The organism is Dietzia sp. CQ4 (genome assembly GCF_014145125.1).
Taxonomy (GTDB): Bacteria; Actinomycetota; Actinomycetes; order Mycobacteriales; family Mycobacteriaceae; genus Dietzia; species Dietzia natronolimnaea.
On record NZ_JAALDZ010000177.1, the window covers coordinates 1 to 15157 of the forward strand.

The 15157-nt window shown below is 63.0% G+C and carries 14 protein-coding genes and 3 pseudogenes; 7 read left to right on the forward strand and 10 right to left on the reverse strand.

Annotated features, from left to right (window positions below):
* Positions 1 to 239: 239 nt before the first annotated feature.
* Positions 240 to 917 (forward strand): annotated as a pseudogene (locus tag G6031_RS10915) (IS3 family transposase); the annotation flags it as partial.
* Positions 918 to 1029: 112 nt separating this feature from the next.
* Here the strand turns inward: G6031_RS10915 and G6031_RS10920 are convergent.
* The 6 genes and pseudogenes from G6031_RS10920 to G6031_RS10950 form a co-directional block, all read right to left on the reverse strand.
* A pseudogene (locus tag G6031_RS10920) lies at positions 1030 to 1236 on the reverse strand (IS3 family transposase); the annotation flags it as partial.
* Between the two features lie 16 nt (positions 1237 to 1252).
* On the reverse strand, positions 1253 to 1852 hold the full coding sequence (locus G6031_RS10925) for a transposase (protein WP_206682159.1): 600 nt from the start codon (positions 1850 to 1852) through the stop codon (positions 1253 to 1255).
* A gap of 585 nt (positions 1853 to 2437) precedes the next feature.
* Complete coding sequence (locus G6031_RS10935) at positions 2438 to 2839, reverse strand: nitrile hydratase accessory protein (RefSeq protein ID WP_182653262.1); 402 nt, start codon at positions 2837 to 2839, stop codon at positions 2438 to 2440.
* A gap of 11 nt (positions 2840 to 2850) precedes the next feature.
* The gene (gene nthA / locus G6031_RS10940; protein WP_182653263.1) at positions 2851 to 3450 is read right to left on the reverse strand and encodes a nitrile hydratase subunit alpha; all 600 of its coding nucleotides are present in this window, start codon (positions 3448 to 3450) and stop codon (positions 2851 to 2853) included.
* Positions 3447 to 4154 carry a nitrile hydratase subunit beta gene (gene nthB, locus G6031_RS10945; protein ID WP_182653264.1) on the reverse strand — a complete coding sequence of 236 codons (708 nt, stop codon included), beginning with the start codon at positions 4152 to 4154 and terminating at the stop codon, positions 3447 to 3449. Before nthB ends, nthA begins: the two co-directional genes overlap by 4 nt.
* A 27-nt stretch (positions 4155 to 4181) precedes the next feature.
* Positions 4182 to 5570 carry an amidase gene (locus G6031_RS10950; protein WP_182653265.1) on the reverse strand — a complete coding sequence of 463 codons (1389 nt, stop codon included), beginning with the start codon at positions 5568 to 5570 and terminating at the stop codon, positions 4182 to 4184.
* A 628-nt stretch (positions 5571 to 6198) separates the two neighbouring features.
* On the opposite strand from G6031_RS10950, the gene G6031_RS10955 reads away from it, so the two are divergent.
* From G6031_RS10955 to G6031_RS10970, 4 genes are all read left to right on the forward strand, one after another.
* Positions 6199 to 7194, forward strand: a complete 996-nt coding sequence (locus G6031_RS10955; protein WP_241737304.1) for an iron ABC transporter permease — start codon at positions 6199 to 6201, stop codon at positions 7192 to 7194.
* A 26-nt stretch (positions 7195 to 7220) separates the two neighbouring features.
* The gene (locus tag G6031_RS10960; protein ID WP_347238481.1) at positions 7221 to 8018 is read left to right on the forward strand and encodes an ABC transporter ATP-binding protein; all 798 of its coding nucleotides are present in this window, start codon (positions 7221 to 7223) and stop codon (positions 8016 to 8018) included.
* Between the two features lie 113 nt (positions 8019 to 8131).
* A complete protein-coding gene (locus G6031_RS10965; protein WP_347238482.1) occupies positions 8132 to 9112 on the forward strand; it encodes an ABC transporter substrate-binding protein in 981 nt (326 codons plus the stop codon).
* A 94-nt stretch (positions 9113 to 9206) separates the two neighbouring features.
* Positions 9207 to 10814 carry an AMP-binding protein gene (locus G6031_RS10970; protein ID WP_347238483.1) on the forward strand — a complete coding sequence of 536 codons (1608 nt, stop codon included), beginning with the start codon at positions 9207 to 9209 and terminating at the stop codon, positions 10812 to 10814.
* Between the two features lie 55 nt (positions 10815 to 10869).
* On the opposite strand, the gene G6031_RS10975 is transcribed toward G6031_RS10970, so the two are convergent.
* The 4 genes from G6031_RS10975 to G6031_RS10990 form a co-directional block, all read right to left on the reverse strand.
* Entirely contained in the window at positions 10870 to 12318 is a 1449-nt protein-coding gene (locus G6031_RS10975; protein ID WP_182653269.1) for a substrate-binding protein, read from the reverse strand.
* A 14-nt stretch (positions 12319 to 12332) separates the two neighbouring features.
* Positions 12333 to 12674 carry a metalloregulator ArsR/SmtB family transcription factor gene (locus G6031_RS10980; protein ID WP_182653270.1) on the reverse strand — a complete coding sequence of 114 codons (342 nt, stop codon included), beginning with the start codon at positions 12672 to 12674 and terminating at the stop codon, positions 12333 to 12335.
* Between the two features lie 211 nt (positions 12675 to 12885).
* Positions 12886 to 13881 carry an MDR family oxidoreductase gene (locus G6031_RS10985; protein ID WP_182653271.1) on the reverse strand — a complete coding sequence of 332 codons (996 nt, stop codon included), beginning with the start codon at positions 13879 to 13881 and terminating at the stop codon, positions 12886 to 12888.
* Positions 13878 to 14540 carry a TetR/AcrR family transcriptional regulator gene (locus G6031_RS10990; RefSeq protein ID WP_182653272.1) on the reverse strand — a complete coding sequence of 221 codons (663 nt, stop codon included), beginning with the start codon at positions 14538 to 14540 and terminating at the stop codon, positions 13878 to 13880. The genes G6031_RS10985 and G6031_RS10990 overlap by 4 nt, the downstream gene beginning before the upstream one ends.
* Positions 14541 to 14563: 23 nt before the next feature.
* On the opposite strand from G6031_RS10990, the gene G6031_RS18910 reads away from it, so the two are divergent.
* Together G6031_RS18910 and G6031_RS11000 are read left to right on the forward strand one after the other, a co-directional pair.
* On the forward strand, positions 14564 to 14731 hold the full coding sequence (locus G6031_RS18910; RefSeq protein WP_241737305.1) for a hypothetical protein: 168 nt from the start codon (positions 14564 to 14566) through the stop codon (positions 14729 to 14731).
* 93 nt (positions 14732 to 14824) lie between these two features.
* Positions 14825 to 15157: pseudogene (locus tag G6031_RS11000) on the forward strand (heavy metal translocating P-type ATPase); the annotation flags it as partial.

Sequence of the window (15157 nt, forward strand, 5' to 3'; positions counted from 1 at the left end):
GCGTTGATCATGGTCTGCAGCAGCTCGCGCATCAGATCCGGTGATGCATCGGCGAGGGCTTGGCCAAGCAGGCCTGCAGGGTCGACAATATGAGGTGCGGTCATCGTGATGACTCCGTTCGAGGATTCTTTAGACGGTTGACTCGAAGGATCACACGGTGGCCGCTCTACATCCGTGCACAACACGGATTCGTAGTGGGCTCGGCCACCGAGTTACACCACTCTATGGGGCACTACTTCCACGCCGACCTGGTCGACGAGGGCACCGAGTGCTCCCCGGAGTTGGTGCGTCAGATCATGTGCTCCGAAGGCCTGGTGGCCTGCCAACCGAGACCATTTCGGGTGACGACCGAAGCCGATGACGACGCGGCGGCCGACATGCCTGACCTGGTCGAACGCGACTTCACCGCCGATCGCGCTGGGGTCAAGTTCGTCGGAGATATTACGTACATCCACACCTGGCAGGGATTCGTCTATCTGGCCACCGTGATCGACTGCTACTCCAAGAAAGTGGTGGGCTGGTCGATCGCCGATCACATGCGCACCGAGCTGGTCGAGACCGCTTTGAAGAACGCCGCCGCGACGACGGTGATCGAACCGATGGCGATTTTCCATTCGGACCGCGGCAGCGTCTATACCTCGGGCGACTACCGCAAGCTGGTCAAGGATCTGGGGATGCGTTCCTCGATGGGCAGAACGGGCGTGTGCTGGGATAACGCGATGGCCGAATCGTTTTTCTCGGCGCTGAAGAACGAACGCGTGCATCGCACTGTTTACGCCACGAAGAGGCAGGCCAGACGCGATGTCATCAACTACATCGAGGGGTTCTACAACACCCGACGGCGCCATTCAGCGCTCGGCTACAAGCGGCCGAACGAGGTGCACTACGCTGACATCCAGCCGGCAACGGCAGCGTAGAGAAATCATCTACTCCGCTGTCCGAAATCAGCGCGGCAGGTCAGAGGCTGGAGGCGATGAAGCGGATCGCGAGAGACAACGGGGCTGATGCACGGATAGGTGACACGGTTAGTCACGCGGCCTGAGGGGCCTCGTGGTTGATGATGGTCTCGAATTCGATGGGGGTCAATCTGCCGAGGCGGTCTTGTCGTCTGCGGCGGTGGTAGGTGCGTTCGATCCAGTGCACGATGGCGGCCCGGAGCTCGTCTCTGGTGGCCCAGGATCGGCGGTCGAGGACGTTGTTCTGTAGCAGTGAAAAGAAGCTCTCCATGGCCGCGTTGACGCTCCTATAGTTGTCAACTCCGGATTTCGCTGGTTGAGGGGTCGATTTTGACGAGGTGGTAGACCTCGCGGATGACGTACCGCTTGAGGCATCGGATGATCTCGCGTTTGCTCTTGCCTTCGGCGGTTCTACGAGCGACGTAGGCGATGGTCGGTTCGTGGAAGCGCATTCGGACAATGACGGTGCGGTATATCGCGGCGTTGAGTTGGCGGTGCCCGCCGTGGTTGATGCGGTGCCTCCCACTGGTCATCCCTGAGCCCGTCGGGACGGGACTGATTCCGGCGAGCTTGGCAAAGGCAGCCTCGGACCGAATGCGCTCAGGGTTGTCGCCGACGACGATGAGAATCTCTGCAGCGGTGTCGACACCGATCCCGAACTGCTCCAGCAGCTGCGGGGCGGTACGGGTGACGAGCTGCTCGATCATCGCCGAGAGTTCCTTGACCTCGATGTCGAGCTGCTGCCAGCGGCGAGCCAGGGAACGCAGCGAATGGCGGAGTGCATCATCAGGGCTCTCCAGTTCTCGTGAGCGCAACGCGGCCAGGTGACGAGCGAGCATTATCTGTGTCTTGCGGCTAGTCTCGCGACGCAGCTCGTCTGACCCGTGCACGAGCATGGCCTTCATAGTGGGGTGTACCAAGGATCTTGGACAGCCGCTTGATGCGAGAGGATCAAGATCATGGCACCACGATCACGTCGGAAGTTCAGCCCGCAGTTCGAGGCTGAGGCGGTGCAGCTGGTTATCCAGTCCGACCGCTCGATCGCCAAGGTCGCCGGGGAGCTGGAGATCAACCCCGGCACGCTGGGCAACTGGGTGCAAAGGCACCGTCAGGACAATCCGGAACCCGAACCGGGAAGTCCGCCCCCTCGTAGATCTCCCCGATCTTGCTGTCTCGGTAGACCGCCTCGACTGGGCTCGACGGATGGCCACCGCCGAGCTCCTAGGCGAAACCGAATCCCACCGGACTCCTGGCCGGCATCGTGTGCCATCTGAACGAATACCTCTATGCCCCGGATCCTCGCTATCGCCGCCTCCGGCTTTCGGGAACCGCACGCCAGAATCCAGACTGAAGTGGTGTGCATGAGTGTCTCTTCTTCCATTCCCGCCGCATTGCAGTGATGCCGAGGCCCCCGTTCTGAGGCCCCGGCATCGCTCGTTTCTCACGTGGCGAACGGCAGATCACTACCGCTCAGGCCGTTGCTAAGGACGGCCGGGATCGATGGCGATCGGCTCGAGGACCGCCTTGTGGTGGTTGCGGTTGGCGGGTGTGTCAAGCACCTCCCGGGTCTTGTCGTCAAGGTCATTCCGGTCAAGATTCTCCTTGAGAACCCGTTCCAGGGCGTCGACCCAGTGGTGGTAGTACGACCAAGACGAGTCGCCGAGATCGTCGACGCTGTCCTCCCACCGCTTGATCGAGTCGGCCAGAGCAGCTTGGAAGTCATCCCACTGGATCCGGCCCTCTTTGTGCGCGGTGACCGCGAGCGCGAACGCCCGTATCTCCCACGGATGGGTGAACGCGGCGTCTGCACGGCGGCGTCCGGGGAGGTCGCAGACCAGCTTCTCGACCTCGAGTCGCTCTGCAGTCGTAGGTGCAGTTGGCATGACAAGTCCTCTCAGGCCGGCGTGCTGACCGGGCCGACGCCGATCATCGAGTCACGGGTGACCAGCTCGGCGAGTTGCTCTTCGCTCCATCCATCCGTGCCTTCCGGACGCTGGGGCATGACCCAGTAGCGCATCTCCGAACTCGTGTCCCAGACGCGGATCTCGGTCGATTCCGGGATTTCGTAGTTGAACTCCTCGGCCAGCAGGGCACGGGGCTCGCGCACCATGCGAGACCGGTAGGCGGGTTCCTTGTACCAGTTGGGCGGCAGCCCCAGAACCGGCCACGGATAGCACGAACACAACGTGCAGACGATCGCGTGGTGGACCTCGTCCGTATCTTCCAAGACGACCATGTCCTCACCCTGCAGTCCGCTGATTCCGAGTTCCTTGCAAGCTTCGGTGGCGTCCTCCAGCAGACGAGCCTTAAACTCGGGATCCGTCCAGGCCTTGGCGATGACCTTGGCCCCGAGTTTCGGACCGACCTCTTCCTCGTAAATCTCCACCATGCGATCGACCATGGCGCTGCTCATGATGTTCTGCTCGATGAGCATCGATTCCAGGGCTTTGACCCGGGCTGCGATTTCTTCTTGAGTCGGAATCTTGTTAGTCATGCTGCGCTTCCTTGTCTCGTGTTGGCCATTGACAGGTAGGGATCCCACGCATCGAAGGTGGTCGTCGTGTTGGGCTCGGCGTACTGGTCACCCCATAGCTCGCGTGCGTCGAATTTGAGGGTGTACACGTGTTGCGGGTCTTCGCCCAAGTTGTTCCCAGCGCTGTCGGGGTAGATGAACGCGCCGTGGTGAGCGATCACTGTGCCGACCTTTCCCCGGACGTACCCGGCGATACGCGTATGCCCGAAAGGGACGTCACTGCTCATACGAACAACATCTCCAACCTTGAAACGAGGTTCCTGGCTGGCCGGTCGAGCCGCCGGTGCGCCCGCCGGGACAACGGCGTTGATGAAGTCGATCAACTCCTGGTTCGCCGAATGCTCGGGCAGCGGAGCATCCGGGTTCTCGAGGTAGTACTGGGTGCGCCTGTCGAGCTCATCGATGTCGAGGTTTCCCGTGCGCGCACCGTGGTACTCAAACGTCGCGACCCAGTGCTTGTAGTACGGGGTGTTTAAGTAGACGGTGGGGTCCATCTTCTCGATGCCGTGACGGAATTGATCGAGACCGAGCCACCCGGCACGGAACGCCGCCGGGAGCATCGTCAGGGCGGCCTTCTCCCATTCGGCGTGAAAGACGGGTTCGTGGTCGGGCGGGTTTACCGCACCCATCCCGTCAGTTCCACCGAGGTCGAATACTCCATTCATTTCTTTCTCCTCCTCATATCGGGCTACTCATAGCGGTGCCAGGCGTGGCCAGTCCGTGCATTCTTCGTAGGCGTGGCCGACTTTCAGAACCGTTGCTTCGTCAAACGGGCGACCGATGATCTGGATCCCCGTGGGCAGCCCCTCGGCGGTCATTCCGGAGGGCACCGAGAGCGCCGGGAGTCCGGTGACGTTCGCCGGTGCGCTGAAGCGGACATAGGTGATCGTCCCCCCTTCGACGAGACCGCCCGGCCAGGTGACCTCGGGATCGTCCAGCCGAAGTGCGGGTGAGGTGACCGTTGGCGCCACCAGCACGTCGATGTCCCGGTAGAGGTCCCTGAAGGCTGCCTGGATCAGCGTGCGTACCCGGAGGGCCTTGATGTAGTCGGTGGCCGGTACGAGTTCGCCCGCCTCAAGAAACGTCCGGGTCTCATCGGTGTACAGATCCGCGCGCTCCCTCAACATCGTCTGGTGATAGGCCGTCGCCTCTGGGACCAGAAGTCCCCACTCGGTCGGCCCGATGGCTTCTGCCATCGGAATCTCCACTTCCCGCACCACGGCGCCGAGAGCAGCCAACTCGGCCACGGCCGCCTCGGCCGCAGCGGTGACCTCGGGGTGCACGTTCTCGGTGAAGTAGTTGGTGGGCACACCAATCCGCAGACCCCGGATGCCCCCGGTCAGGCCGGTCGTGTAGTCCGGCACTGGAACGTCCACGGTCGCAGGGTCGAACCGGTCGTAGCCCGCAATGTGGTTCAGCATGATGGCCGCATCCGCCGTCGTCCGGGTCATCGGACCCGCATGATCCAGCGACCACGACAGCGAGGTGACCCCGCGGCGCGAGACTCGCCCATACGTGGGCTTAAGACCGACCGTGCCGCAGACGGCCGAGGGGATCCGGATGGAGCCGCCGGTATCGGTGCCCATTCCTCCGAAGATCAGCCCGGCGGCGAGCGCGGCGGCTGTCCCCCCACTGGAACCGCCGGCTGTCCGCGAGGTGTCCCACGGGTTGCGCGTGGTGGGGGTGATGGTCCCGTAAGCGAACTCGTGAGTGTGCGTCTTGCCGACCATCACCGCTCCGCTGGCGGCGAGCTTTTCGGTCACCGCCGAGTCTCGCTCGGGGATGTAGTCGGCCCGGACCTTGGAACTGGCGGTATTGGGAATGCCGGCCACCTCGTAGATGTCCTTGATCCCGATGGGGACCCCGTGGAGAGCGCCGCGGTACTTCCCAGCTGCGATCTCTTCGGTGGCGATCTGCGCGGACCGCATTGCCATCTCCGCGGTGACGGTGGCGAAGGCGCAAACCTTCGGCTCGATCTCGTCGATCCGGGAAAGCACCGCCTCGGTCAGCTCAACCGGCGATATCTCCCTCTCGCGGAGCTTTGTCGCGACCTGCGAGAGCGTCATCTTGTCCAGGGACATCCCTACTCCCATCTCGCGTCGAATGCGGTCGCCATCGGAACCTCGTCCAACGGAATCGCATCGAGTGCGTCAGCGAACCCCAGAACCATTTCTGCTGCCGCAGCCACCGGCGCGTATCGGTCTTTGGGCAGGTCTAGACGGGCAAGTGCGAGGCCGTGCTCGAGTGCGGTCTCACTCAGTGTTCGGGCCATGGTTCTCCGTTCCCCATGAATCTGTGCGCCACATGGTGTGGCGCCCGACACAATCGTGAGTCACCGAAACCCATCTGTCAATAGATATCGACATATCAGTGGATCTTGGTACAGTCGCATCTCAGCGAGCCAACTGTGCTCCACACCACACCACCTGTCGGTGGGGAACGGCTAGCCGAGCGACGACGCCGCTGGCCCCGCACGCACTCGAGGGGAAGGCGAAAGACATGAATCCTGCCCCCGTGGTTCCTAGCGGGCGTCGTATCGCCGTCGAAACCGGCAACGGGGGCCGCGGCCCCGTTGCCGACCTGTCCCATCGCGTCGGGGATACCAGTACGCACGGTGCGCCCGGCGGAAGGCACCGCCCTCCTCCCGACCCCCTGCCCGCGAGCCGCAGGTGTGCATTCCGTCTACCGCTTGCGCCTCTTCTGACAGTCATGGCACTCGTCCTAATCGCCAGCGTCGTCATGTCACTGGCCTTCGGCGCCGAGCGGGTACCGGTCGGCGAGGTCTGGGAAGCCGTTCGAGGCCGCCTCTCCGGGCAACCTCTCGGGGACTCACGCGACATCATCGTCTGGGACCTCCGACTCCCGCGAGCTCTCCTCGCGGTGACCGTCGGCGCAGGACTGGCGATATCCGGTGTCTCGATGCAGACCCTCGTCCGCAATCCGCTCGCCGATCCATACCTCCTCGGAGTGTCGGCAGGCGCGTCAGCGGGCGCGGCCGCCGCACTCACGATCGGAGCATTTGCCGGATTCGGGGCATCCGCGCTGCAGGTGGGAGCTCTCACTGGAGCCCTTGCGGCGTCTTTCACCGTGTACGCGGTGGCACGGGCGCAGGGAGGGCTCACCCCGATCAGGTTGGTCCTGTCCGGGGTTGTGCTCTCTGCCGGGTTCGCGGCATTGGCATCGTTTCTGGTGTTCGTGTCAGACCAACCCCGCGCTGCAGAGCAGGTGATGTTCTGGATGCTCGGCTCCGTGGCCCGCGCACAGTTCAGCGGTCTACTCGTCCCCGCTGTGGCGACCGTGGTCGCCTTATCCGCGATGCTCGCGGTGCACGGATGGCTCGATGCTCTGGTCTCTGGTGACGACGCCGCGAGTTCGCTGGGCGTGCCGGTCGGAGCAGTGCGTACAGGGTTGTTCGTCCTGCAGGGAGTCTTGGTGGGACTGCTGGTGGCGGCGGCCGGGGGGATCGGTTTCGTGGGACTGATCATCCCTCATGCGGCACGGTTGCTCGTCGGTGGGAGCCACCGCAGGCTGTTGCCGGTGGCCGCACTCTCCGGCGGGCTCTTCCTACTCTGGGTGGACGTCTTGTCGAGAGTCGTCGCAGCACCGCAGGAGATGCCACTGGGAGTCGTCACCGGGATCATCGGCGCCCCCGTGTTCCTGCTCCTGCTCGGTCGGCGTCGCTACTCCTTCGGGAGTGAGCGATGACCCATCTCGGACTCGCTGTCGAGGACGTGACCTGCCAGATCGGTGACCGTCAGATTCTCAAAACCGTCTCGTTCACCGTTCCGCCGGGCAGTCGCACCGCCATTGTCGGCGCGAACGGCGCCGGCAAGTCCACACTGCTGCGCACAATGTCCGGCCTTCACCCGGTCGTCACCGGTGCCGTGCGCATCACCGCGACCCATGACGAGCCGGACTCGACACCGGTCGGCCAAGCGATTCACGGGATCTCCACGCGCCGGCGGGCACGGATTCTCGCCGTCGTCGGTCAGGAGGAGGCACCCTCGGCGGAGTTGACGGCCGGTGAGGTCGTCGCACTGGGCCGGACTCCGCACCGGCGTCCGTGGTCTGCCGGCGGCACGGCCGAGCAGCAGATCATTGCGGAATCACTCGCGCAGGTAGGGCTTCCCGGCATAGAGAACGTGAGTGCCAGCGCTCTTTCCGGCGGGCAACGCCACCGGGTGATGCTGGCGCGTGGTCTGGCACAGCGCGCGTGTCTGCTCATGCTCGACGAGCCCACAAACCACCTTGATGCCGCCTGGCGGCTCCGGTTCATGAGCATTCTAGACGGTATCCCGTGCACGGTCGTCGCGGCGATGCACGAACTCGACCTCGTCCTGCGGCATTTCGATCGGGTCGTCGTCCTGGATTCCGGACGCGTCCGCGCTGTCGGGACGCCCACGGCAGTCCTCCAGCCCGACCTCGTCCGCGACGTGTTCAACGTCCATTCCACCCAGGTATCCCATGCCGCGACCGGGCAGCCGCACCTACTCATCACCGATTTCGTCAGAGAGGGAGTCAGTCCATGACTTCACCAGTCGAGCGCACAGCGCCCACTACCGTCGTGGTCCTTGGACTGGCTGCGGCCCTGTCCTTATCCGGTTGTTCCGGCCCATCCCAAGAAGGAGGGGATACGGCCACCGTGTCCTCCCAAGCGGTCACGCTGACGAATTGCGGACAGGAAGTCGCGTACACCACGCCAGTAGAGCGCATGGTCGTCAACGATGGGAACATGATCGACCTGGTGCTCACTCTTGGTGCCGGTGATCAGATCACCGCGGTGACCGACGCCAGTCGGCACCAGGAGGTACTCCGCTGGCGTCATGGTGACGATTTCGAGTCGCTCAACGAGGTCGCCGCTTCCTCTCCGTCTTTGGAGACCGTCATCGCCGCAGATCCCGATCTGATCTTCGCGGGCTGGGACTACGGGTTCCGGGAATCCACCGGACTCACGCCGGAAGCGTTGAGCCGATATGACATCGCCTCCTACGTCCTCACCGAAAGCTGTCGCTCGGGGCCGGATGGCGAGCGCGGCATCATGGATGCGTGGGACGCCCTGCGCACTGATCTGCGAAACCTCGGAGCGCTTACTGGTCGCGACGACACGGCCGCACAGGCCGTGACCGACCTGGACGGGCGGCTTGAGGCATTGCAGGACGCGCCTCGTTCACAAGACCAGGTGAACGCCCTGTTGTTCGATACCTTCACCGACACGGTATTTACCTCGGGGCGGTTCGGCGGCCCGCAGGCCATCATGGACGCATCTGGGGCTCACAACATCGCCTCGGATCTCGATGACACGTGGACCCAGGTGAGCTGGGAGCGCATCGCCGCGTCGGAACCCGACGTCATCTTCTTCGTGGACTACCCGCCCCAGACGTTCGAAGACAAAGTCGCCGAGCTCGAATCGAATCCCGCCACCAGGGAACTCGACGCAGTTCGCGAGCGCCGATTCGTCAATCTGCCCTACCTCATGTGGACCTCGGGTCCGACAAACATCGATGCCGCGGAGATTCTGCGGAAAGCCCTTGAACGGTACGAGCTGGTCCCACCCTCATCAGTTGAGCCCTCTGTCGATATATCGCAACTCGAATTGCGAGGAAACCCATGGCTGAACGACTAGGGGCGCAGGGGCGATCTCATGCCATCGTCCCGTGTCCCCGGAATACCTGCCGCCCACCGACAGTTTTTCTGTCTCCCCAAGAAAGAAGAGCACAGTGACCGCGTCTCTCGCGCCGAACCATTCACAATTGACTCCGCTGCGATTTCTCGAGCGATCCTCCATGGTTTTCGGCGACCGCGACGCCGTCGTCTACGGTGAACGTCGGCTGAGCTACGCCGACCTAGCCGAGGAAGTGCAACGCGTCGCTCGAGTCCTCAAGACCCGGATCGAGCACGGCGATCGAGTGGCATACCTGACCCCAAACATTCCCGAGATGCTCGTCGCCCACTTCGCCGTGCCCTTGGCCGGCGGTGTGCTGGTGGCACTCAACTCGCGGCTTGCCGGACCCGAACTGAGCTACATTCTTGACCACGCCGGGGCCGAAATCCTCTTCTACGATGCTGAGTTCCGCGAGACGGTGTCCACGGCGGCCTCGACGCTGACGACGCTCGTGGAAATCACCGACGCCGAGTTCGGCCCAGCACCCCACGCTGAGTTCGATCCTTTACCCTCCCAGATGGATTACGCGGAGTTCCTCGCCCTCGATACTCCCGTCGCAGATCCGCTGCCGTGGACGGTCGGTGACGAGAACGACGTCATCTCGATCAATTACACCTCTGGCACCACCGGCAAACCCAAGGGCGTCATGTTCACCCACCGCGGTGCGTACCTCAACTCCGTGGGCGGTACGTTCCACAATAACTTCACCGGCACCACCCGTTATCTCTGGACGCTGCCGATGTTCCACTGCAACGGCTGGTGCACCCCGTGGGCGGTGACCCAGGCCGCCGGCACCCATCTGTGCCTGCGGGCTGTGCGTGCCGAAGCCGTGTGGCACGCGATCGACGACCTCGGGGCCACCCACATGTGCGGCGCCCCGACCGTGTGCACCACCATCGTGGGCTCGGAGCTCGCACACCAGCTCGATCGACCTCTGCGCATCACCACCGCCGGAGCCCCGCCGTCGCCGACGATCATCGGCCAACTCGAGGAGATCGGCGTCACGGTGGTCCATGTCTACGGCCTCACCGAGTCGTACGGCCCATTTACGATCTGCGAGCCCCAAGACGCCTGGAGGGAGCTTTCTCCCGCCGAACGCGCGTTCCAGCTCTCCCGTCAGGGTGTCGGCATGATGCAGGCGGAGAACGCGCGCGTCGTCGTCCGCGATCAACTCCCGTTGACTGACGTACCCAACGACGGGGCGTCTATGGGCGAGATCGTCCTGCGGGGAAACAACATCATGGCTGGATACTTCCGCGATCCGGAGGCCACCGAGGCAGCGTTTTCCGGCGGCTGGTTCCACACCGGCGACCTGGGAGTCATGCACCCCGACGGGTACATCCAACTCCGCGACCGCGCCAAAGACATCATTATCTCCGGGGGCGAGAACATCTCCACAGTGGAGGTGGAGCAGGCCCTGGTGAGTCACGACGCGGTTCTGGACGTCGCCGTGGTGGGTGTACCGGACGAGCGCTGGGGTGAGAGGCCTCGCGCCTACGTATTAGTTCACCCGTCCAGAAGCGTTGAACCCGCCGATCTCCTGACACACGCACGCACCCTGCTGGCCGGCTACAAGGTGCCTCGCGACATCGTGTTCGTGGACGACCTGCCGCGAACCCCGACAGGAAAGGTGATGAAGTTCGACCTACGCAGCCGGGCCTGAGAAGGAGCGCCTCCGATTCCGTCCGTGACAAGGCGCCCATCGGAATCGGAGGCGATCACTTCTGGTCGGGCATCAGAAACTGGTCGACCGGGGACAACATGCCGTTGAGCGACTGCGCTATGTAGAGGGGTTGCTGCAATCCACGCCAACTTGAGACGATCCGGCCCCGCGGTCCGATGTACTCCACGCCCTCCCGCAGCGTCTCACCGATAAGCACCGGGTCCCAGGAGTTCGACTTCGCGCTGGCACGAGCGACCAGATGCAGCGCGTCATATATGCCCTGAGTCATGCTGGTTGGGGACGGCGCATCACTTCCGAACTGCGCGTAGTAGCGCGCCTTGAACGTGCGGTTCTCTGCTGTGTCCAGATTATGGAAGTACGAGAACGCGGACCATATACCCTCGCTCGCGTCTGCCCCGATGTAGTCGATGGTCGACTCGTCCAGCACCATGGCGAATGTCGCGACCCGGTCGCGCATACCGGCTTGATACATCTGCTGTTCAAAGGCGACCTCGTCCGCGCCAATGAACGTGGAGATGACCAGGTCGGCGTTGCTGCGACGGATCAGGGATACCAACGGGCGGTAATCAGCCGTGCCAAGCAACGGATAGGCCTCCCCGACCACCGTCCCGCCGTGCCGCTCGATGACTTTTCGAACCGCACGGTGTGCAGTGCGCGGCCAGCGATAGTCACTTCCGGCCAGGAAGAACCTTGAGCCACCGGTCACACTCATCAGAGAAGGTATGACTGCCCTTGACTGCGCCACGGGCCGTTCTCCCAACCTGATCAGTTCGGGCCCGACCGCTCCCCCCTCGTTGACGGGCGTATGGATGATGAGCACTCCGTGGCGACGCGCCACTGGGCGCAGCGCAGCGAATACCCCGGAGGTCACGTTGGCGAGTACGATCCGACACCCTGATTGGGCGAGTCGTACCAGCTCTGCCGCACCGAGACCCGGGTGTGTGCCGTCGTTGCCCACGAGCAGTTCTAAGGGGCGGCCAGCCACTCCGCCATCGGCATTGATCTCCCCGACGGCCATCATGGCGGTACTGCTCGCCGAGGCTGAGAAAATGCTCGCCGACCCGTTGGCGCTGGTCAGCAGGCCCACTCGCCACGCCTGCGATGTCGAAGCCTCAACAGTGGGAGCCACCATGTGCTGGGCCCACCGGACAATCTCTTCGTTCAACTCCACAAGCAGGCTCACCTTCGAGCGCTCGGGGCTGTGAAAGTCAACGGTCACACTCATCCGTCCCTGCCACGGAAGATGATGATGGAGGACTATCCGTCGGCCGGGGTCGATGCGCTGCACTCGTCCCAAGATCTCCACCGCTTGCCCACCGAGATTCGCTGGCAGCGTGAGGGGAATTCTGACCGGGGTCCCCAGGGTCAGACGACAATGTGGCGGGATCTGCCAGCGGGGCAGTCCGCTGGAGATCAGCTGTTCGAAAACTTGCGAGACGGTGCCCGACAGAACGACGCGGTCGGCGATGATGATCTGGCCCATCACGACTCCTTAATTCATACGGCCTGCGACCCAGCCTCGCGATCCGCTTCCGCCGGAACAGCGGCGGCCGTCAACTCCTGGAGGCTGTCCTTGTAAACGTGCGTCATAAATTCCACCAGTTGTAATGCTGGTGCAGGGTCGACACTGTAGCGCCGGTAGCGACCTTCACGCCGCTCCTTGACGAGACCAGCCATTCGTAAGATACGGAGGTGACTTGAGATCGTGGTTCGCCCAAGGCCACTGATGTGGTCAGCGATATCACCAACAGAGAGCTCACCGACCGACAACACCAGCAGAATTTCCCGTCGAGTGGGATCGGCTAGAGCGTCGAAGACTGAAGAACGGGGTGTATCCATCTGCTACCTTCTCACGCCCGCCGATGGAGAGGACCGTGTGTCGACATGTGGTGACCTATGAATTACTCATGGTACTCGGTCGAGCGCCGAAAGCGACACCACAGAACCTAACGACAAGCTAGGTGGTCATAGATGGCGACGAGGTCGGAGGCCCCGATCGGCTCGCCAGTACTTTCCAAGGGCTAGACCGAAAAAGCAGGTGGGCAGCCCGTTAGTGGTCGCCGATGGGGACGATGACGCGCCCACGCACAGTTCCCGCTAGAAGGCCGTCGGCTGTGGAGCTGCACTCCTCGAGGGACACTGTCTCGGTCACGGAGTCCAGAATCGCTGGATCAAGGTCACGTGCCAGACGCCGCCACGCCTCGCGCCGTTCGCTCATTGGGCACATGACACTGTCGATCCCAGCCAGCGTGACGCCACGCAGGATGAACGGTGCCACGGTAGCCGGGAAAGCCATTCCGGCTGCCAGCCCGCAGGCCGCCACCACGGAACGATATTTCATCCCGGAGCATACGTTGGCCAGCACTTGGCCTCCAGCGACGTCGATCGCACCAGCCCACTGTTCTTTAACCAGCGGCTTCCCTGGCTCGCTAAAGTCGGCCCGAGGCAAAATCCGCTTGGCACCGAGACGGGTTAGGTAGTCGGATTCGGCGGGCCGTCCGGTGACTGCCACTACTTCGTAGCCGAGGCGGGCAAGTATTGCGATGGCGATGCTCCCCACCCCTCCGGCTGCGCCGGTGACCAGGATCTCTCCGGCCTCCGGTGTGACTCCGTGCCACTCTAGGGCCATAACGCACAACATTGCCGTGTAGCCGGCGGTCCCGACGCCCATGGCGTTCTCGAATGTGAGGTTAGGCGCTAGTGGGACCAGCCACTCACCTTTCACACGCGCGTACTCAGCCAGCCCACCCCACCGGCGCTCACCCACGCCCCAGCCGTTGAGCACCACACGATCGCCGGGCGTGAACTCGGGATTCGTCGACTCCTCCACAGTGCCGGCGAAGTCGATGCCCGGAACCATCGGAAATTGACGTATCACCGAGCCTTTTCCGGCGATGGCGAGAGCGTCCTTGTAATTCAACGTTGAACACGCGACCCGAACAGTCACATCCCCGTCCGGCAAGTCGTCTCGACGCACATCGGTTACTCCTACTGACCGCCCACTGTCGCCTTCTTGGATTAGGAGTGCCTTAAAGCTGTCGCTCATTTCTTCCTCTCAACGCTTTCCATAGTGAGCATCTCCAGAAACCCCTCAGAGAATACATCCAATGCGACGGGATCGCACTCAAGTCTGGCCCGCAATACTGCACCTTCCCAACCAATCCAGAAGAACCGTGCCATTTTTTCACAGTCAATGTTCACAGGAACCTCGCCAGCCTGCTGTGCGGCTCGGAAGCAACCGGCAGTCCGCTCTTCCCAACCCTCAAGAACCTTGATCAGCCTGTGACGAAACGACTCCGGCAGCACACCCATCTCCTGGCCCAAGTGGCCCACTAGGCAACTTCGCCGAAACTCGAAGCGCTCCATAATCTCCCGCGCGTCTGCGATGAATGCCCGAAACCGATCCAGTGGAGACATACCCTCATCCAAGAACCAACGGTCCAACTTTCGCAGGAAATGCTGGTCGTAATAATCGAGCAGTGCCAGACCAAAATCCTCCTTGCTGTCGAAGTAGTGGTAAAAGGATCCTTTCGGCACCCCTGCCGTAGCAAGAATCTCGTCGATCCCCACAGCACTGAACCCCTTCTCCGTCAGAATGGTCACACCCTGACGAAGCAAGCGCGCACGAGGGGCATCCGGCTGGGATTGATCCTTACGCGGGCGACCTCGCCCTCGCGATTGGACTGCTACCTCGATCGCCTCCATGAACAAATACTAGACTGGTCGTCTTGTTAAATGCAAGGGTTCTCGCCTGGTGCATCGCGGCGAGCTCGATTGCCGAGCGAACCCGCCAGCGGCGGGAGAACTCGCCCGTTGTCGATGAGGTGCCCATCGAGCATCAGCACGGGTACATCAGCGACAAGCAGGCTTATCTCCGGCGCATGAGCCGCATCTAGGGTCAGGCCCGCAGCGTCTCGATGATCGCCGATGAGAAGTACTGCATCGACATCCTCACCCAGGTCAGCGCCCTCACCGTGCGCTTTACCGGCTTGGCGATCACCGTGGCGTTCACCGACTCCGACTTGCGCGTCGAGGCCTCCGCAATCGGCGATGACACGGACCTGGCCGGAATTCAGAAGCTGGTGGCCGACGCCCAGGCACCCTCCTTCCGCGCCGAGTGCATCGCCGACACCGCGGCTGGGTGGTTGTTCTGGTTCGCTCGGCGCGGCCCTGATCGCCGCCGCCATCTGGAGTGCACTCGGGATGCCGGAAGCGGCGGTGGTTCGCACGATCACCGTGCTGGTGATCGCCTGCCCCCATGCCCTGGGATTGGGGATCCCGCTAGCCCCGGTGATTCACGGGGATCTGCGGATCGCTGGGCG